The organism is Cupriavidus malaysiensis, from assembly GCF_001854325.1.
In the GTDB taxonomy this organism is placed as follows: Bacteria; Pseudomonadota; Gammaproteobacteria; order Burkholderiales; family Burkholderiaceae; genus Cupriavidus; species Cupriavidus malaysiensis.
On sequence record NZ_CP017754.1, the window covers coordinates 248,387 to 267,932 of the forward strand.

A 19,546-nucleotide genomic window follows, 5' to 3' on the forward strand; every position below is an offset into this window, starting at 1 on the left:
AGCGCTGCCGGCCCGGATGCCTGGCACATCAAAGAACCGCCGGCAGCCGCCGGCGCGCCCGCCGCTGGCGGCCCTCAGGCCGCGGCGGGCAGCTCGTGGCGGCGGATCGCCGGCCACTCGCGCAGGAAGGCCTCGCCGTCGCGCCGTCCCAGCGCGTAGGCGAGCTCCATGCCCTCGGGCCGCGTGTAGTCCCAGCTCGACACCGGCACGCGCTGCGAGGGTTGCAGATAGAGGCGCCGCTGCCCGCGCCGGGCCAGCACGAAGCGCGGCGGCCGCGGGTACAGGCGCGTGACCAGCACCAGCACATCGCCCTCAGCATCGTCCAAGGCGTCCACCGGCACATTGTCGACCAGGCCGCCGTCCAGTACCGCGCGGCCGGCGCGGCGCAGCACCGGCGTGAAGGGCGGTGTGCAGGACGACTGCAGCAGCAGGTCGGCCAGCGCCTCGGGCGTGGCGCAGTCCTGCGCCAGCACGAATTCGGGGTGGAAGCCGAGCTTGCGCCCCAGGCGCGGATGCAGCGTCTTGAGCAGGTGCTTGTCGATGTTGTAGGCCAGCAGGCCCGCCGCCACCGCCACGCGCGGACCGCTCCAGCCCGGGATGTGGGCCAGCCCGACGCGGATCTCGGGGGCGTCGCCCAGCCGCGCCAGCCGTTCCTGGCCGAACAGCGTCAGCAGCGCGGCGCGGTAGATGCCGAAGTGCGGGAATACGCGCTTGCCGCGCAGCAGGTTGCCCCAGTAGGCATTGCTGCGGTTGTCGGCCAGCACTTCGCGGTAGTACGCCAGGGTCTCGCGCGAGTCGTGCGCGTACAGCATGCAGGCGGTGGCGGCGCCGGCCGAGATGCCGGCGATCACGCGCGGGCGCAGGCCCAGCTCGGGCGCCACCGTGTCCCACCAGCCGGCCTGCCACCAGCAGCGGTTGCCGCCGCCGGCGAAGACGACCTGGTCGAAGGGGCTGGCTGCCGCGTCGCTCATGGCCGGGTCCTCACAGCAGCGCGTAGGTGGTGGTGGCCTGCACCGCCAGCTTGCCGTCGGTGCCGCTCAGCTCCATCTCGCCGAACACCACGGTCTTGCCCAGGCGCAGCACGTTGGCGCGCACCAGGATGTCGCCCTCGATCACCGGGCGCATGAAGTTGGTGGTCAGCGTGACCGTGGTCATCGGGCGGAAGGCGCCCAGCGCATTGGCCACGGCGACGATCATGGCGGTGTCGGCCGCCGCCATCAGCACCTGGCCGCACACCACGCCGCCGGCATGGCGCAGCGAGGCGTCGAAGGGCAGGCGCAGCGTCACGCCCTGGCCATCCACCTGCTCGGCGCGCAGGCCAAGCTGGCGCACCCAGGGCGCCAGCACGCGCCCCAGGGTGGCATCGAGGTCGGCAAGGCTCAGGGTGGGCTCGGGCATGGCTGCTTCTGTCTCCGTTCTTGTTCCGTTCTTGCCGGTGTGCCGGACGGGTGGCGCGGGGCCCCGGACTCGGCGATCCGACAATCATACAAGGCGGCGGCCGGGCCCGCCGGGAGGGGGGCAACCCTGCCCTTGCCCTGTGCGCCGGGCAGGTCGCCGCGTTGTCCTATTCGGTCTCCGCCGGCGCCACCCGGTGCTTGAGCCAGTGGTACAGCGGCCCGGTGCACAGTACCACGAAGGCCATGCGGATCACATGGAAGGCGGTGACCAGCGGCACGCCCAGTTCCAGCACCTTGGCGGTGATGCACATCTCGGCGATGCCGCCGGGCGTGGTGCCGAGGATGGCGGTGGCCGGATGGACGCCGGACAGGGCCGACAGGCCCCAGCCGAACAGCGCCGACAGCAGCAGCGCCAGCACCGTGTACAGCACCACGCCCGAGAGAAAGCGCGGCGCCGTGTGCAGGAATTCGCGCGAAAAGCGCGCACCCAGCGAGACCCCGATCAGCAGCTGGCCGGCACGGCTCATCCAGCTGGGGATGGCCGACAGTTCGATGCCGGACGCGGTCAGCAGCGCCGCTGCCAGCAGCGTGCCGATGACGAAGGGATTGGGCAGGTTGAGCCGCTTGAGCGCCAGCGCCGCGGCCAGCGTGATGGCGATCAGCACCAGCAGCCCGGGCACGTTGACGCTGCGCGGCCCCGGCACGAAGGGGTCGAGGCCGTGCACGCCGCCGTATTGCAGGATGGCCGGCACCACCACGACCACCAGCAGCACGCGCAGCGAATGCGCGGCGGCCACCTGGTCGATGCGCGCGCCGTTGCGTTCGGCCAGGTTGGCCATCTCGGAGGCGCCGCCGATGGCGGTGGAGAAGTAGGCCGTCTTGAACGCCACCCCGGTGGCGCGGCGCAGCAGCAGCGCGCCGCCGGCGCCCAGCGCCAGCGCGAGCAGCGAGGCGGCGACGATATAGGGCAGGAACTCGACCAGCTTGGCCACCACGTGGGGCGTGAAGTAGAGGCCGAGCGCGGTGCCGATGGCCCACTGGCCGGCGTTGCGTGCCTGGGTCGGCGCGCGCAGGTCGGCGCCCAGCATGCGCGCGGTCGCCACCGACAGCAGCGGGCCGATCATCCAGGGCAGCGGCGTGCGCAGCAGCGAGCAGGTCAGCGCGGCGGCGAGGCCGAGCAGCAGCGTCAGCAGGACCGGACGCCAGCGGTGAAGCAGAGAAGGCATTGGGAGGCGGCCTGGCGGCTGGCGCCGGCGCGTTTCTTCTTGTGGAAGGGTCGGGGGGTGCCGCCGGGGCGGCGCCGGCCGTCCCCGGCAATGGAAAAGGCCCGGCGCGCGCCTGGCGTGCCGGGCCTTGCCGGTGCGTGCGTGCTCAGCCCGCCGGGTCGGCGACGCCGCGGCCGGCGCTGCGCCGGGCCAGCCAGCCCAGCAGGCGCGGGATCAGCACCACGGCCACGGTCATGGCCAGGATGGTGGCGGAGATCGGCTGGGTCACGAAGACCGACCAGTCGCCCTGGCTGATCGACAGCGCGTTGCGCATCTGCTTCTCGGCGATCGGCCCTAGGATCAGGCCGACGATCACCGGCGCGGTGGGGAAGTCGAAGCGGCGCATCGCCATGCCGAGCAGGCCGATCACGAACAGCAGCAGCAGGTCGAACCACGACTGGCGGATGCCGTAGGCGCCCAGGCCGGCGAAGATCAGGATGCCGCCGTACAGCAGCGGCGTGGGGATGCGCAGCATGCGCACCCACAGGCCGATGGCCGGCAGGTTCAGCACCAGCAGCATCACGTTGCCGACGTAGAGCGAGGCGAGCAGGCCCCAGACCAGGTCGCCCGAGGTCTGGAACAGCATCGGGCCCGGCTGCAGGTTGTAGTTCTGGAACGCCGCCAGCAGGATGGCGGTGGTGTTCGAGGTGGGGATGCCCAGCGTCAGCAGCGGTGCCAGCGTGGCGGTCACGGCCGAGTTGTTGGCGGCCTCGGGGCCGGCCACGCCTTCGATCGCCCCCACCTTGCCGAACTCTTCCTGGTGCTTGGACAGCTTCTTCTCGGTGGCGTACGACAGGAAGGTCGGGATCTCGGCGCCGCCGGCCGGGATCAGGCCGAAGGGGAAGCCGATGACGGTGCCGCGGATCCAGGCCGGCACCGAGCGCTTCCAGTCGGCACGGTTCATCATCACCGAGCCGACCTTGTTGAAAGTGCCGGCCGGCTGCGGGAAGAAGGCGTTGAAGAGTGCCTCGCCCACGGCGAACAGGCCCACCGCCACCACCACGATGTCGACGCCGTCGTACAGCTCCTGCACGCCCATCGAGTAGCGCGTCTGGCCCGACAGCGAGTCCATGCCGATCAGGCCGATGCCCAGGCCCAGGAACAGGCTGGTCATGCCGCGCAGCAGCGAGGAGCCGAGCACCGCCGAGACCGTGGTGAAGGCCAGCAGCATGATCATGAAGTACTCGCCCGGACCGAACTGCAGGGCCACGTCGGCGGCCACCGGCGCGAACATCGACAGCAGCACGGTGGCGATGGTGCCGGCCACGAAGGAGCCGATCGCCGCGGTGGCCAGCGCCGGGCCGGCGCGGCCGTTCTTGGCCATCAGGTTGCCTTCCATCGCCGTCACCATGGTGGACGACTCGCCCGGGGTGTTCATCAGGATGGACGTGGTGGAGCCGCCGTACATGGCGCCGTAGTAGATGCCGGCGAACATGATCAGGGCGGCGGTCGGGTCGACCTTGGTGGTCAGCGGCAGCAGCATGGCCACGGTCAGCGCCGGCCCGATGCCGGGCAGCACGCCGATAGCGGTGCCGAGGAAGCAGCCCACCAGGGCCCACATCAGGTTCAGCGGTGTGATGGCCACGGCGAAGCCGTGCATCAGCTGGTTCAGGGTATCCATATCAGACTCCGTGCCGGATTCAGGACCGACGAAACGAGGGCTTGGGGATTCGGTCTGAGGCGCGGCTTCAGAAGCCGGCCACCGGCAGCAGCGGCAGGTTGATGCCGAGCAGGAATTCGAACAGCGCCCACATCGGCAGCGTCACCGCCAGGCCGATCAGGGCATCGCGCACCAGGCGGCGGCTGCCGTAGCCGCGCGCCACGCACACCATCAGCAGCGTCGACGACAGCACGAAGCCGAGCGTGCCGATCAGGGCCATATTGGCCACCAGGCCGGCCGACACCCACAGGAAGCCGCGCAGGTTGTGCGGCGCGGAGGGCAGTTCGGCGTCCTCTTCCGGCATGTTGCGGAAGCCGCCGCGCACGCCCTGCCAGGTCAGCAGCGCGCCGCACACGGCCAGGCCGATGGCCACCAGCGTGGGCACGAAGCGCGGCGACAGCCCGGCATAGCCGGCATCGTCGGAGATGCCGGGCAGGCCGGTGAAGAAGAAGACGGAAAGCGCCAGCACGGCGATGCCGATGGCGAGATGCGAGGGCTTCATGGGGTGGGGCTCCTTCAGCCGGCTGGTGCCGGCGGGAGTCGATCGGATCCCGCGCGAGCGGGGGCCCGGCGACGTATATGGTTCTGGTTTTTCGGTATCGCAGGTGGCAGACGCCGGGCCCCGGCCCGTTCTCCACCGGCCGGCGCATGCCGGTCGGGGGCGGGTACGACGGGTGAAACGGTAGAAACGACGGAAACAGCGGCAACGACGGCAACGACGGCAACGGCACGGGCGCCGGCGCTGGCGCCCGCGGGACGCGACCTTACTTGGCCACGCCCAGCTCGCGCAGGGTCGAGCCCAGGCGGGCCGATTCGCTGTCGACGAAGCGGGCGAACTCGTCGCCGGTCAGCAGGAAGGGCGTCCAGTCGTTCTTGGCCAGGGTTTCCTTCCACACCGGGCTCTCGGTCGCCTTGACCACCGCGTCGATCAGTGCCTTGCGCTGGGCGTCGCTGATGCCGGGTGCGCCGTACACGCCGCGCCAGTTGTAGATCTCGACGTTGATGCCCTGCTCCTTCAGCGTCGGGATGTCGGCGGTGCGGTCCTTCGAGGTCACGGCCAGCGCGCGCATCTTGCCGCTCTTGATGAAGGGCAGGAACTCCGACACGCCGGCGATGCCGGCGGTCACGTGGCCGCCCAGGATGGAGGCCGAGGCCTCGCCGCCGCCCTGGAAGGGCACGTAGTTGATCTTCTTCGGATCGACGCCGCCTTCCTTGGCGATCAGGCCGGCCAGGATGTGGTCGATCGAACCCTTGGAGCCGCCGCCCCAGCTGACGCTGCCCGGGTTGGCCTTGAGCTGGGCCACCAGGTCCTTCATCGACTTGATCGGCGAGGAGGCCGGCACCGTGATCACCATGGTGTCGGCGAACAGGCGCGCGATCGGCGTGGCGTTCTTCAGCGTGACGGGCGGCTTGTTGGTCTCGATGGCGCCCACCATCACCGCGCCGGTCACCACCAGCGCGTTCGGGTTGCCCTTGTCGGTGTTGACGAACTGGGTCAGGCCGATGGTGCCGCCGGCACCGCCCTTGTTGTCGTAGGAGGCCGACTTGGCCACGCCCGCGGCGACCATCGCGGCGCCCAGCGAGCGGCCGGTCTGGTCAAAGCCGCCGCCGGGGTTGGCGCCGATCATGAACTTCACGCTGTCCACCGCATGGGCGGGGGCCGCGGCGATGGTGAGGGTGGCGGACGCCAGCACGGCGTAGGCAAGGCGATGCAGGTTGCGACGCATGGGTTCTCCTCTCGGGTTTGCCGGCCCGCCCGTTTGGGGCCGTGGCTCCGGCGGGCGCCGCGCGGGCGGGAGGAGCGATGCCGGCGCCCGGCCGGCACATGCCCGGCACCTGGGTGTCGCGCTGTCTCCCGTCCCGGCATGGTCGACCTGCCGGACTCGTTGTTGTGCTTCTGCTTGTCTGGCCGGTAATACTTGAACCGGACCATGGCCGGATTCTAGGCGGGTGAAACTGTCAATTGGCTGTCAAAGCCGGCCCGATTCCCTAGGGGTTAACCTGGGGTTGAATGTCCTGTGCATAAGACATGGGGTCGTGGCGGCCCGCCGTTGCCGCCATGTCTCCCATTGCTTGGCCCCGAACGGTGCGAGCCGCGCGGGTCAGGCCAGCGGCAGGGTCAGCACGGCCCGCACGCCGCGTCCGCTGGCCGCCTCGCCCAGCACCACGGTGCCGCCGAAGCGCGCCGCCATCTCGCGCGAGATGGCCAGGCCGAGGCCCGAGCCCGGCTCGGTGTGGCCGACGCGGCGATAGAAACGTGCGAAGACCTTCTCGCGCTCCTCGGGTGGAATGCCCGGGCCGTCGTCCTCCACCACCAGGCGGGCGCTGTCGCCGGCGCGGGCGGCGGACAGCGTGATGCGGCTGCCGCGCGGCGAGTACTGGATGGCGTTGTGCACCAGGTTGGCCAGCGCCTCGCGCAGCAGCGCGGCATCGGCGCGCACCGGCAGCGCCAGCCCCTGCTGGCCCTCCCAGCCGAAGTCCTGCTGCTTGCCGCGTGCCAGCGGCAGGTAGTCGAGCGCCACCTGTCCGGCCACGGCCGCCGCGTCGACCACCTCGACCGTGTCGGCCGGCGCCGCCGCGCCGGCGCCTTCGCCATGGTGCTGGCGCACGCGCGCCAGCGCCAGCAGCTGGTTGGTCAGGCGCGCCGCCTGTTCGAGCTGGGCCACCATGCCGCCCACGGCCTCGCCCGCGGCCTGCTGCGCGGGGGCGGGGTCGGCCAGGCTGCCGAGCTGGCGCTGGGCGAACTCCGCCTGGGTCTTCAGCACCGCCAGCGGCGTGCGCAACTGGTGCGCGGCGTCGGCGATGAACTGTGTCTGCGCCTGCGTCAGCGCCGCCGAGCGCGAGACGTGGCGGTTGACCGCGTCGACCAGCGGCCGCACCTCGACCGGCACGTGCTCGAAGGCCAGCGGGGTGAGGTCGTCGGGCGAGCGCGCCTCGACGTCGTCGCGCACCCGCGCCAGCGGGCGCAGCACGAAGGTGACGCCGCCGATCACGATGGCCGCGCTGACCAGGATCAGCAGCAGGTCGCGCGCCAGCGCGCCACGCCACACGGTGCCGATCAGCGCCTGGCGCGGCTCGGCCGTCTCGGCCACCTGGATGACCACGCGCAGATGGGCGTTGGGACGGTAGACCGGATGGGCCAGCACGGCGATGCGGACCGGGTCGCCGCTGTAGCGGGCGTCGTAGAAGCGCGGCTGGTTGCTGACCAGCGGGCCCGCCGGCAGCGGCAGGTCGCCATAGCCGGTGACGGTCTCGATGCGGCCCTCGCGCTCGACCGAGACGCGGTAGAACACGCGCGTCTGGGCCGCCGTCTCGAAGGCTTCCATGGCGGCGTCCGGCAGCGTCAGCTGCACGTTCTCGCCGTCCATGCCGATGGCGTTGTCGATGGCGCGCACCGAGCCGTACAGCGAGCGGTCGTAGGCGGCGTTGGCGGCGTCGCGCAGCGTGCCGTAGGTCAGCCAGGTGTCCAGCGCCATCATGGCGGCCAGCGCCGGCAGCAGCAGGATCAGCAGTTGCCGGCGCAGGCTGCCGCGCAGCCAGCGCCGCACCGGGCGCGCCGGCCGGGCCGGCGCGGAAGCCTCGGCTGCCATCTCAGTGCGCGCCCTCCGGCTCGAGCAGGTAGCCGAAGCCGCGCAGCGTCACGATGGTCACGCCGTGCCCGCTGAGTTTCTTGCGCAGGCGGTAGATCAGCACCTCGATGGCGTCGGGGCTGACATCGGCGTCCAGCGAGAAGACCTTGTCGAGCAGCTGGGCCTTGGTCAGCGGCTGCCCGCTCCTGGCCAGCAGCGCGCCCAGCAGCGTCGATTCGCGCGGGGTCAGCGCGAGCGGCGCGCCGTCCAGCGTGAAGCCGCGCGTCTCGCCGTCGAAGACCAGGGTGCCGCACTGCAGGCGCGGGTGGGCGCGACCGCGGCTGCGCCGGATCAGCGCCAGGATGCGGGCCTCCAGCTCGGCGATGGCGAAGGGCTTGGGCAGGTAGTCGTCGGCGCCCAGGTTGAGACCGCGCACGCGCTCGTCGAGCGTGTCCTGCGCGGTCAGGATCAGCACCGGGGTGCGGTCGTCGCGCGCACGCATCGCCTTGAGGACCGACAGGCCGTCCTTGCCGGGCAGGCGCAGGTCCAGTACGACGGCGTCGTACTCTTCGGCCGCCAGCCGTGCCTCGGCCTTGAGGCCGTCGGCCACGTGCTCGATCACGAAGCCGCCCTGCTCCAGCGCGCGCGCCACCCAGCGCGCCAGTTCGATCTCATCTTCCACCAGCAGGATGCGCATGCCGGACCTCCCTACCACCCGATTGCCAGAAATGCGGGGCGCCGGCCGGGCCGCCGGTGCGCAGGGCGCACCGCGCGGAGGCGCGGCGGGCGCTCCGAGGGCGCCTATAATACCCCCGCCCCGCTCCCCCCGCCGCGCACGGGTCCGAGGCGCGCGGGCACGCCCCCGCTCCGCCGCCACCGCCGATGCCCAGCTCGCCCATCCTTCCGCCCGCCGGCACCCTGCGCCGGCGCTTGCTCGCCGCCGCCGGCGCCACTGTGGCCGGCTCCGCGCTGCCGGTGCTGCCCGCGCTGGCGCAGTCCGGCGCCCCGGCCGTGCCGGCCGGCTATCCCGACGACTACGAGCAGACCATCGCGCGCGGCCAGCGCGAGGGCGCGGTGACGGTGTATGCGACCACTGATCTCGACATCGTGCGGCCGCTGATCCTGGCCTTCGAGGCGCGCTATCCCGGCATCAAGGTCCACTACGAGGACCTGAACTCGCTCGCCCTCAACGACCGCTTCCTGGCCGAGTCGGCCCGCGCGCCGGGCGCCGGCGGTGCCGACGTGCTGTGGAGTGCGGCCATGGACCTGCAGGTCAAGCTGGTCAACGACGGCCATGCGCAGCGCTACGAGTCGCCCGAGCGCGGCGGTCTGCCGGCCCGCGCGGTGTGGCGTGACGAAGCCTGGGGCACCACCTTCGAGCCGGCGGTGATCGTCTACAACCGCCGCCACCTGGCGGGCGTGCGGCTGCCGCGCAGCCGCAGCGGCCTGGCGCGGCTGCTGCAGGACAAGGCGCCGGGCTGGCGCGGGCGCGTGGTCACCTACGATGTGGAGAAATCGGGCGTGGGCTACCTGCTGGCGCAGCAGGACGCGCGCATGGGCAGCGAATTCTGGTACCTGGCGCAGGCGCTGGGACGCTCGCGCGTGCAACTGCAGGCTTCGACCGCCGGCATGATCGAGCGCATCGCCAGCGGCGAGCTGGTGCTCGGCTACAACCTGCTGGGCGCCTATGCCCTGTCGCTGATGGAGCGCGGCGCCGACATCGACGTGATCGCCCCGCGCGACTACACCCTGGTGATCTCGCGGGTGGCCTTCATCGCCCGCCGCGCGCCGCATCCCAATGCCGCGCGGCTGTGGCTGGACTTCCTCTTGTCGGGCGAGGGCCAGGGCCTGCTCGGGCGCTCCAGCTCGCAGCTCTACACCGTGCGCACCGATACCGAGAACCCCTACAACGCCACCGCGCTGGCCGAGCGGCTGGGCTACGCGCTCAAGCCGATCGGCCTGGGCCCCGGGCTGCTGGCGGCCCAGGATGCGATGCGCAAGCGGGCCTTCCTGGCGCGTTGGCGCGCGGCGCTGGCCGGATAGGCCGGCGCGGGCCGGCGCGCCGGCTCAGGGCTGTGGCGGCGTGCCGCCGCCGTGGCCCGATGCCTCCGGTTGGTCGCCGATCGGGTTGGCGGGGCGCGGCACGTAGCCCCGGCGCAGCGCGGGCGACAGGCGCAGCATATCGATGATGCCGTCGGCCAGGCGCTCGGCGCTGGCGTCCAGGTCGAAGCTCTCGGGGGCAAACAGCCAGTGCGCCAGCAGGCCGTGCACCGAGGCGTGGAACAGCTGGGTGGCGGCGTCCAGGTCGAGTTCGGCCGGCAGCTGGCCGCGCTCGCGCGCCAGGCGCAGGTGGTCGCGGATCTTGATGTTGCCGTCCTCGTGCGACTGGCGCTGGCGCTCGAAGATGGCGCCGTTCTCCTGCACCATCTCGCACTTGTGGAAGATGATCTCGTAGACGCGCCGCCATTGGGCGTTGCGCACGGTCTGGCGCATCACGAAGACGCAGATGTCGCGTACGCCGCCCAGCGGGTCTTCCTGGCGCTCGATATGCTCGGGCTCGCACAGGGTCTCGATCGGCAGGTGCACGCGGTCGCACATGGCGGCGAACACATCGCTCTTGTTCTTGAAGTGCCAGTAGATGGCCCCGCGTGTCACGCCGGCGGCCTCGGCAATGTCGGCCAGCGAGGGGCGCGCCACGCCGCGGGCGTGAAAGACGGCTTCGGCGGCATCGAGAATGCGATTGCGCGTCTCCTGCGCCTCTTCCTTTGTGCGTCTGACCATATTCCTTTCTCTGCGGCCACGCGGACCGCGTCGGTTCCTCTCCCCAGGTCACGCCAGTGCCGGCGCGTGACGTCCGTTTCCTTGGTTGCGTCAAGCCTGCGCCGAAGCGGCACGGCGAACGGCGCGCATGCTAACGCATGCCAACTCCTTTGCGCACAAAAACATTGCGCCATGTGCAAAGCCCCGCACTGCAACAGGACTTTTACATACATGCTTGGATGTATATATAATACGCGCTTGCCTGGCATCCGGCAAAGCCGATCTGCCCGGCAGCCTGCCCCATCCATCGGGCAGGTCGTCACCTGAAAGCCGCCGTTCGTCGCATGTGCCGTGCCTGCATCACGGATCGTGGCTAGCATTGCGCTTTTTGCTTGTTTCCGCCGCCGTCCGCGCGGCGGTCGCGGCGTTTCCGCCACCGGCAGTAAAAGTCACCTGTCCGGGCGCCGCCGATTTCAATTGCCATCATGGGGTTATCGATGAGGAAGTCCCAACGAATCACCTGCGTTGCCGCTGCCGCGCTGACGGTACTGGCGTTGTCCGCCTGCGGTGACAAGAAGCCCCAGGCCGGGGCCGCCATGCCGCCGCCCGAAGTCGGCGTCGTCACCGTCACGCCGTCGCCGGTGGCGGTCGTCAATGAACTGCCGGGCCGCCTGGAAGGCGTGCGCACGGCCGAAGTGCGCGCCCGTGTCGAGGGCATCGTGCTGTCGCGTAACTACCAGGAAGGCGGCGAGGTCAAGGCCGGCCAGGTGCTGTTCCGCATCGACCCGGCGCCCTACCAGGCCCAGCTCGCTTCCGCCAAGGCCAGCCTGCAGCGCGCCGAGGCCAATGCCGTGACCGCGCGCCAGAAGGCCGAACGCTACAAGCCGCTGGTCGCCGTCAATGCCGTCAGCAAGCAGGAGTACGCCGACGCCGTGGCCGCCGCCGGCCAGGCCGACGCCGACGTCGCCGCGGCCCAGGCCGCGGTGACCACCGCCCAGATCAACCTGGGCTACACCACGGTGACGGCGCCCATCGGCGGCCGTGCCGGCCGCGCGCTGGTGACCGAAGGGGCGCTGGTCGGCAAGGGCGAGGCGACCCAGCTGGCGCTGGTCGAGCAGGTCGACCCGATCCGCGTGACCTTCACCCAGCCCGCCAGCGAGGTGGCCAAGCTGCGCCGCGCCATCGAGTCGGGCCAGATCAAGGGCGTCGACGGCGGCGCGCGCGTGCATCTGTTCGTCGAGGACGGCCGCGAGTACGAGCACACCGGCAAGCTGCTGTTCTCCGACATGACGGTGGACCCGACCACGGGCGCCATCACGCTGCGTGCGCAGTTCCCCAATCCGAAGCGCGAGCTGCTGTCGGGCACCTTCGTGCGCGTGCGCATCGAGCAGGGCCTGAACGAGCAGGCGCTGACCGTGCCGCAGCGCGCGCTGATCCGCAATGCCCAGGGCGCCAGCGTGCTGGTGGTGGGCCAGGACGGCAAGGTCGCCGCCATGCCGGTCAAGGCGCCGCAGGCGGTGGACGATCGCTGGATCGTCACCGAAGGCCTGAAGGGCGGCGAGCAGGTCATCGTCGAGGGCCTGCAGAAGGTCAAGGTGGGCGCGCCCGCCAAGGCCGTGCCGTTCGTGCCCCAGGGCGCTGCGCAAGGCGCTTCGGCGCCGGCCGCGCCGGCCAAGAAGATCGAAGCCGAGGCCGGCGGCGCAGCCAAGCAGGGTTAATCCAAGCGGAACCAGAAGGGAGCCAGTTTTATGGCCAAGTTTTTTATCGACCGGCCGGTGTTCGCCTGGGTGGTCGCGCTGATCATCGTGCTGGGCGGGATCTTGTCGATCCTGCAGCTGCCGATCGCGCAATACCCCAACATCGCGCCGCCCACGGTGTCGGTGACCGCCACCTACCCGGGCGCTTCGGCGAAGACCCTGGAGGATTCGGTCACCACCGTGATCGAGCAGGAACTGAACGGCGCGCCCGGCCTGCTCTACTACAACTCCACCAGTGAGGCCACCGGCCTGGCGACGATCACCATCGCCTTCGAGCCGGGTTCGAACAACGACCTGAACTCGGTCGAAGTGCAGAACCGCCTCAAGCGCGTGGAAGCCCGCCTGCCGGCCGAGGTGCGCCAGCAGGGCGTGCGCGTGGACAAGGCCGGGAACAACTACATGATGTTCCTGACCGTGTCGTCGAAGTCGGGCCGGACCGATGCCATCACGCTGGGCAACTACGTGTCGGCCAACCTGCTCGACTCGATCCGCCGCGTGCCCGGCGTCGGCCAGGCCGACCTGTTCGGTACCGAGTACGCGATGCGCGTCTGGCTGGACCCGGCCAAGCTGACCGGCTTCAACCTGACGCCCAAGGACGTCACCGCGGCCATCTCCGAGCAGAACGTCCAGGTCGCCGTGGGCGAGCTGGGCGGCACCCCCTCGCCCAAGGGCACCGAGCTGAACGCCACGGTGACCACCGAGAGCCGCCTGACCACGCCCGAGCAGTTCGCCAACATCCTGCTGCGCGTGAATCCGGACGGCTCCTCGGTGCGCATCCGCGACATCGGCCGCGTCGAACTGGGCGGTGCCGACTACTCCACGCTGGCCCGCACCAACGGCAAGCCGTCGGCCGCGATCGCCATCAAGCTGTCGCCCAGCGGCAACGCGCTGGCCACCGCCACCGCGGTGCGCGCCAAGATGGAAGAGCTGTCGAAGATCTTCCCCGACGACTACCAGTACTCGGTGCCTTACGACACCTCCGCCTTCGTCAAGATCTCGATCGAGGAAGTGGTCAAGACGCTGCTGGAAGCCGTGGTGCTGGTGTTCCTGGTGATGTACCTGTTCCTGCAGAACATCCGCGCCACGCTGATTCCCACGCTGGTGGTGCCGATCGCGCTGCTGGGCACCTTCGGCACGCTGCTGGCCTTCGGCTTCTCGATCAACGTGCTGACCATGTTCGGCATGGTGCTGGCCATCGGTATCCTGGTGGACGACGCCATCGTGGTGGTGGAGAACGTCGAGCGCATCATGAGCGAGGAAGGGCTGTCGCCACGACAGGCCACCCGCAAGGCGATGGGCCAGATCACCGGCGCCATCGTCGGTATCACGCTGGTGCTGACCGCGGTGTTCATCCCGATGGCCTTCTTCTCGGGCTCGGTGGGCAATATCTACCGCCAGTTCTCGGTGTCGCTGATCGCCTCGATGGCCTTCTCGGCGCTGATGGCGCTGTCGCTGACGCCGGCGCTGTGCGCCACGCTGCTCAAGCCGGTGCAGGCGGGCCACCATCATGAGAAGACCGGCTTCTTCGGCTGGTTCAACCGCACCTTCGCGCGCGGTGCCAGCAGCTACCAGAGCGTGGTCGGCCGCGTGCTGGCGCGTACCGGTCGCTACCTGATCGTCTATGCGCTGATCGTCGGTGCGATGGTGGTGCTGTTCAAGCGCCTGCCCTCCTCCTTCCTGCCCGACGAGGACCAGGGCTACATGATCACGGTCGTGCAGCTGCCCAACGGCGCCACCCAGGAGCGCACGCTGGGCGTGCTCAAGCAGATCGAGGACTACTACCTGACCAAGGAATCGAAGGTGGTGGACCAGATGATCACGGTGGCGGGCTTCTCCTTCTTCGGCCGCGGCCAGAACGGCGGTATCGCCTTCGTGCGCCTGAAGGACTGGAAGGAGCGCACGGGCCCGGGCGAGACCGCGCAGGCGATGGTCGGCCGTGCCTTCGGCGCGCTGTCGGGCATCAAGGACGCCATCATCTTCCCGCTCAACCCGCCGGCGATCTCTGAGCTGGGCAACTCCTCGGGCTTCGACTTCCGCCTGCAGGACCGCTCCGGCCAGGGCCACGCCAAGCTGATGGAAGCCCGCAACATGATGCTCGGCATGGCGGCCAAGAATCCCGCCCTGGCCGGCGTGCGTCCGGAAGGGCAGGAAGACGCGCCGCAGCTGCAGATCGACATCGACCGCGAGAAGGCACGCGCGCTCGGCGTCGCCGTGGCCGACATCAACAGCACGCTGTCGGTCGCCTTCGGCTCGCTGTACGTCAACGACTTCATCTACGAAGGCCGCGTGCGCAAGGTGATCGCGCAGGCCGAAGGCAACGACCGCAAGCTGCCCGACGACCTGAGCAAGCTGCGCGTGCGCAATGCCAACGGCGACATGGTGGCGTTCTCGGCCTTCTCCACCTCGAAGTGGGTGATGGGTTCGCCGCGCCTGGAGCGCTACAACGGCCTGTCCGCGGTGAAGATCGCCGGCCAGCCGGCGCCGGGGCACAGCACCGGCGAGGCGATGAAGGAGATGGAGGCGATGTTCGCCAAGCTGCCGCCTGGCTTCAGCTACGAGTGGTCCGGCCAGTCGTACGAAGAGCGCCTGGCGGGTTCGCAGGAGCCGATGCTGTACACGCTGTCGATGATCATCGTGTTCCTGTGCCTGGCCGCGCTGTACGAGAGCTGGACGATCCCGGTGGCGGTGCTGCTGGTGGTGCCGCTGGGCGTGCTCGGCGCGCTGCTCGGCGTGACGCTGCGCGGCATGCCCAACGACGTGTACTTCAAGGTCGGCCTGATCGCCACCATCGGCCTGTCGGCCAAGAACGCGATCCTGATCGTGGAGTTCGCCAAGGACCTGCAGGCGCAGGGCAAGGGCCTGGTCGAAGCCACGCTGGAAGCGGTGCACCTGCGCTTCCGCCCCATCCTGATGACCTCGATGGCCTTCATCCTGGGCGTGCTGCCGCTGGCGATCGCCACCGGCGCGGGTTCGGGCAGCCAGCGCGCCATCGGTACCGGCGTGATCGGCGGCATGTTCACTGCCACGGTGCTGGCCATCTTCCTGGTGCCGGTCTTCTTCGTGGTGATCCGCAAGCGCTTCGGCAGCAAGCCGCAGCCGGAGCTGGAACACGGACAGGGCTGGAACGAGCCGCAAAAGGAAATCTGATATGACCAAGACTCTGACCGCACTGCTGCTGGTGGCCGGCGTCCTGTCCGGCTGCACGATGGCGCCGCGCTATGAGCGTCCCGAGGCGCCCGTGGCCGGCGGCTATCCGGCCGCGCCGGAAGGCTATGCCGCCGCCGAGGTGAAGAGCGGCGAGACCCGCCGCGCCACCGAGATCGGCTGGCGCGAGTTCTTCCGCGATGCGCGCCTGCAGGCGCTGATCGCCGCCGCGCTGGAGAACAACCGCGACCTGCGCACCGCGGCGCTGCGCATCGAAGAAGCGCGCGCCCAGTACCAGGTGCAGCGCGCCGACCTGCTGCCCACGCTGAATGCCCAGGCGGGCTACACCCGCCAGCGCTACGCGGCGGCGCAATCGGCCACCGGCCAGCCCTATGTGGCGCAGTTCTACCAGGTCGGCGGCGCCGTCGCCTCGTACGAGCTGGACTTCTTCGGCCGCGTGCGCAGCCTGTCCAACGCCGCGCTGGCGCAGTACTTTTCCACCGAGGAGGCACGCCGCGCCGCGCAGGTCTCGCTGGTGTCGGAAGTGGCCAAGGCCTACCTGTCCGAGCGTTCCTACGCCGAGCAGTACGACCTTGCCGCCGATACGCTGAAGACGCGCCAGGACACCTACGAGTTGTCCAAGCAGCGCTTCGCCGCCGGCGCCACCTCGGCGCTGGACCTGCGCGACAACGAGTCGCTGGTGGCGCAGGCACGCGTGTCGGCCGCGCAGCTGGCGCGCCAGCGCGCGCAGGCGCAGAACGCGCTGGAAGTGCTGGTGGGCAAGCCGATCGCGTCCATCGCCGGCCTGCCCGCGCCGATGCGCCTGTCCGACGAGCGCATCATCAGCGACATCCCGGCCGGGCTGCCGTCCGACCTGCTGGAACAGCGTCCCGATGTGCGCCAGGCCGAGCAGGCGCTGCTGTCGGCCAACGCCAACATCGGCGCGGCGCGCGCGGCCTTCTTCCCGCGCATCACGCTGACCGCCAATGCCGGCACCATCAGTCCGGGCTTCAAGAGCCTGTTCGATGCCGGTACCGGTGCCTGGTCGTTCGCGCCGCAGCTCGTGCTGCCTATCTTCGACTACGGCCGCAACCTCTCCAACCTGGACCTGGCCAATGTGCGCAAGAACATCCAGGTGGCCAACTACGAGAAGACGATCCAGAACGCCTTCGCGGAAGTGGCCGATGCGCTGGTGGCGCGCGGCACGCTGGAAGAGCAGGTGGCAGGACAGGAGCAGGTGCGCGAGGCCGAGGCGGCACGCTACGAGCTGTCGACCATGCGCTTCAAGAACGGTGTGTCGAGCGAGCTGGACCGGCTCGACGCGCAGCGCCAGCTGTTCACCGCGGAGCAGGCACTGGTGCAGGCGCGGCAACTGCGCCTGAACAATGCCATCGACCTGTATCGCGCGCTGGGCGGCGGCCTGGTGGAGACGGGCACGGTGGCCGCCGCGCCGGCGCCGCAGGCCGGCACCGCCACGCAATAAGCAACAGGCAGCAAGTCACAGGCAAGACGGCGCGGCCCGCAGCGCGGGCCGTGCAACCAGGCTGGGCGGAGCGCGCGAGCGCTCCGCCCTTTTTTTTCCGGCGCGCCACCACGCCACCGCGCCGTACCCTACCCCCCCATACCGGGCGGCTATCATCATGGTCATCATGGCAGGACCATCGCGGCGCCCCGCTTGCGGCACCACGATCCTCCAGCACCCGCCAGCGTGGCGGACAGATCACCGGAGACTTCCGTCATGCCGACCCTCCTACCGATGCCCGAACCGTCCGGCCCCGACGCGCCATGAGCGGCAGTCCGGACGGCCATGCGCCGCAGGCAAGCGCCGCGCGCGAGGCGGTACGGCGTGCCGTCGCCACGGTCTGGCGCGAGGAATCGGCCCGCATCGTCGGGGCGCTGGCGCGCCTGGTGCGCGATCTCGGCCTGGCCGAGGAGCTGGCGCAGGATGCGCTGGTCGCCGCGCTGGAACACTGGCCGGCGGACGGCCTGCCGGACAATCCCGGTGCCTGGCTGATGGCCGCCGCCAGGCACCGCGCGCTCGACCAGCTGCGCCACGGCAAGATGCGCGCGGCCAGGCTGGAACAGCTCGGGCAGGAACTGGAGGCGCAGCAGGCCGCGATCGTGCCCGATTTCGTCGATGCGCTCGATGCCGCGCGCGCGGACCCGATCGGCGACGACGTGCTGCGTCTCATCTTCACCGCCTGTCATCCGCTGCTGCCCGCCGCATCGCGCGTGGCGCTGACCCTGAAAGTGGTGGCCGGGCTGAGCACGGCGGAGATCGCGCGCGCCGGGCTGGTGCCGGAGGCCACCGTCGCGCAGCGCATCGTGCGCGCCAAGCGCACGCTGTCCGAGGCGCGCGTGCCGTTCGCGCTGCCGCCGGCGGCAGCGCTGGGCGAGCGCCTGGCCTCGGTGCTGGAGGTGATCTACCTGATCTACAACGAGGGCTACACCGCCACTGCCGGCAGCCACTGGATGCGGCCTGACCTGACCGCGGAGGCGCTGCGGCTGGGCCATATGCTGGCGGCGCTGGCGCCGCAGCGCGCCGAGGTGCACGGCCTGCTGGCGCTGATGGAGCTGCAGGCTTCGCGCGCGGCGGCGCGCACCGATGATGCGGGGCGTCCGGTGCTGCTCGCCGAGCAGGACCGCGCGCGCTGGGACCGCGTGCAGATCCAGCGCGGGCTGGCAGCGCTGGCACATGCCGAGGCGCTGGCGGCGGCGCAGGAGGATGGCCCGGGGCGCTACCAGCTGCAGGCCGCCATCGCCGCCTGCCACGCGCGCGCGGCCAGCGCGGCGCAGACCGACTGGGCCCGGATCGCCGCGCTCTATGGCTTGCTGGGGCGCGTGGCACCCTCGCCGGTGGTGGAGCTCAACCGCGCGGTGGCGGTCGGCATGGCCGAAGGGCCGCAGGCGGCGCTGGAGATCGTCGACACCCTGTGCGGCGACAAGTCGCTGCAGGCCTACCAGTGGCTGCCGAGCGTGCGCGGCGACCTGCTCGCCAAGCTGGGCCGCGAGGCCGAAGCCCGTGCCGAGTTCGAACGTGCGGCCGCGCTGGCCGGCAACGCGCGCGAGCGGGAACTGCTGCTGGCGCGCGCGGCCGCCATGCGCGGCTGAGGCAGGCCGGAGCCGCTCAGAACTTGTAGGAGGCGGCCACGAAGACGATCAGCGGGTTCGGTTCCAGGCGCGTGGTCGAGGACGACAGGATGGTGCCGTTCGAGGCCTTGATGGTCATGGTCGAATCCGTCTTCAGCGGGATATAGGTCAGCGCCGCGGTCAGGCCCCAGTGTTCGGTGAAGTTGTAGGTGCCGCCGATATTGAAGATCGGCGCCCACGAGGGCGATGCGCTGGCTTCCACCGAGGTCGGGCCGGGGATGCCGGCGCCGGCTGCCAGGATGGCGCCGAGGTTGTTGTTGACCGAACTGGCGAAGGCCGGGTTCACCGTGATGTTGGTGAAGAAGTTGTACGACACGCCCAGGCCCAGGAAGGGGCGGAACTTCGAGGTCGGCTCGAGGAAGTGGTACTGCACCATCGCCGCCGGGCTCCACTGGCGCGCCTTGGTGACGATCGGGTTGAGCGAGGGGTCGCCCAGGCTCTGGCGGCCGAGCGCGCCGGCCGGTCCCGGCGGGATCAGCTCGCCGTGGCCGTACAGCTTGAACTCGGGCGGGATGCCGCCCACCCCCGTCACCGCGATGTGGTCGGTGAAGAAGTGGCTGAAGGTCAGGCCCAGCGTATTGGCGTTCGAGCTGGAGATGCCGCTGCCCGGGGCGCTGAAGGTGCTGGGCAGGCCGAGCGGATAGTTGATCGGCGTGTCGGCCAGGCTGGTGGTCAGCGGGCCGCTGGTGCCGCGCGTGTTGATGTAGAACCAGCCGGCCGATACCACGTTGTCGCCGGCCTTCTGGGCGAAGGCGGCGGGAATGGCGGCGCAGGCGGCCAGGCCGGCGAGCAGGCAGTTCAGGGCGAGGCGTCGGATGTTCTTCATGGTCTTGTCTCCCGCGTG

General features: G+C 70.6%; 15 protein-coding genes. 5 read left to right on the forward strand and 10 right to left on the reverse strand.

Annotated elements, in window-relative coordinates:
* Positions 1–74: 74 nt before the first annotated feature.
* The 8 genes from BKK80_RS01065 to BKK80_RS01100 all read right to left on the reverse strand — a co-directional run bounded on the left by BKK80_RS01065 (position 75) and on the right by BKK80_RS01100 (position 8,588).
* Positions 75–971 (reverse strand): patatin-like phospholipase family protein, encoded by an 897-nt coding sequence (locus BKK80_RS01065; RefSeq protein ID WP_071068445.1) that lies wholly within the window; start codon positions 969–971, stop codon positions 75–77.
* Positions 972–981: 10 nt separating this feature from the next.
* Positions 982–1,398 carry a PaaI family thioesterase gene (locus BKK80_RS01070; protein WP_071068446.1) on the reverse strand — a complete coding sequence of 139 codons (417 nt, stop codon included), beginning with the start codon at positions 1,396–1,398 and terminating at the stop codon, positions 982–984.
* Positions 1,399–1,564: 166 nt separating this feature from the next.
* Positions 1,565–2,623, reverse strand: coding sequence for an AbrB family transcriptional regulator (locus BKK80_RS01075; protein WP_071010483.1), 1,059 nt, complete (start codon positions 2,621–2,623; stop codon positions 1,565–1,567).
* A gap of 145 nt (positions 2,624–2,768) precedes the next feature.
* Positions 2,769–4,283 (reverse strand): tripartite tricarboxylate transporter permease, encoded by a 1,515-nt coding sequence (locus tag BKK80_RS01080; protein WP_071068447.1) that lies wholly within the window; start codon positions 4,281–4,283, stop codon positions 2,769–2,771.
* 67 nt (positions 4,284–4,350) lie between these two features.
* Positions 4,351–4,824, reverse strand: a complete 474-nt coding sequence (locus tag BKK80_RS01085) for a tripartite tricarboxylate transporter TctB family protein (protein WP_071010485.1) — start codon at positions 4,822–4,824, stop codon at positions 4,351–4,353.
* A gap of 262 nt (positions 4,825–5,086) precedes the next feature.
* Positions 5,087–6,049, reverse strand: a complete 963-nt coding sequence (locus BKK80_RS01090) for a Bug family tripartite tricarboxylate transporter substrate binding protein (protein ID WP_071010486.1) — start codon at positions 6,047–6,049, stop codon at positions 5,087–5,089.
* A gap of 375 nt (positions 6,050–6,424) precedes the next feature.
* Positions 6,425–7,912, reverse strand: coding sequence for a sensor histidine kinase (locus tag BKK80_RS01095; protein ID WP_071010487.1), 1,488 nt, complete (start codon positions 7,910–7,912; stop codon positions 6,425–6,427).
* Position 7,913: 1 nt separating this feature from the next.
* A complete protein-coding gene (locus tag BKK80_RS01100) occupies positions 7,914–8,588 on the reverse strand; it encodes a response regulator (protein WP_071010488.1) in 675 nt (224 codons plus the stop codon).
* Positions 8,589–8,773: 185 nt separating this feature from the next.
* Between BKK80_RS01100 and BKK80_RS01105 the strand changes: the two genes are divergently transcribed.
* Positions 8,774–9,934, forward strand: coding sequence for an ABC transporter substrate-binding protein (locus BKK80_RS01105; RefSeq protein WP_071068448.1), 1,161 nt, complete (start codon positions 8,774–8,776; stop codon positions 9,932–9,934).
* 24 nt (positions 9,935–9,958) lie between these two features.
* Here the strand turns inward: BKK80_RS01105 and BKK80_RS01110 are convergent, their stop codons facing one another.
* Positions 9,959–10,672 carry a TetR family transcriptional regulator gene (locus BKK80_RS01110; protein ID WP_071010490.1) on the reverse strand — a complete coding sequence of 238 codons (714 nt, stop codon included), beginning with the start codon at positions 10,670–10,672 and terminating at the stop codon, positions 9,959–9,961.
* Positions 10,673–11,148: 476 nt separating this feature from the next.
* On the opposite strand from BKK80_RS01110, the gene BKK80_RS01115 reads away from it, so the two are divergent.
* From BKK80_RS01115 to BKK80_RS01130, 4 genes are all read left to right on the forward strand, one after another.
* Positions 11,149–12,369, forward strand: coding sequence for an efflux RND transporter periplasmic adaptor subunit (locus BKK80_RS01115; RefSeq protein WP_071010491.1), 1,221 nt, complete (start codon positions 11,149–11,151; stop codon positions 12,367–12,369).
* A 30-nt stretch (positions 12,370–12,399) separates the two neighbouring features.
* On the forward strand, positions 12,400–15,555 hold the full coding sequence (locus tag BKK80_RS01120; RefSeq protein WP_071068449.1) for an efflux RND transporter permease subunit: 3,156 nt from the start codon (positions 12,400–12,402) through the stop codon (positions 15,553–15,555).
* Position 15,556: 1 nt separating this feature from the next.
* Complete coding sequence (locus tag BKK80_RS01125) at positions 15,557–17,035, forward strand: efflux transporter outer membrane subunit (RefSeq protein ID WP_071010493.1); 1,479 nt, start codon at positions 15,557–15,559, stop codon at positions 17,033–17,035.
* A 302-nt stretch (positions 17,036–17,337) separates the two neighbouring features.
* The gene (locus BKK80_RS01130; RefSeq protein WP_071068450.1) at positions 17,338–18,663 is read left to right on the forward strand and encodes an RNA polymerase sigma factor; all 1,326 of its coding nucleotides are present in this window, start codon (positions 17,338–17,340) and stop codon (positions 18,661–18,663) included.
* Between the two features lie 16 nt (positions 18,664–18,679).
* Here BKK80_RS01130 and BKK80_RS01135 read toward each other — a convergent pair whose 3' ends face one another.
* Positions 18,680–19,528, reverse strand: coding sequence for an OmpW/AlkL family protein (locus BKK80_RS01135; RefSeq protein ID WP_071010495.1), 849 nt, complete (start codon positions 19,526–19,528; stop codon positions 18,680–18,682).
* Positions 19,529–19,546: the final 18 nt, after the last annotated feature.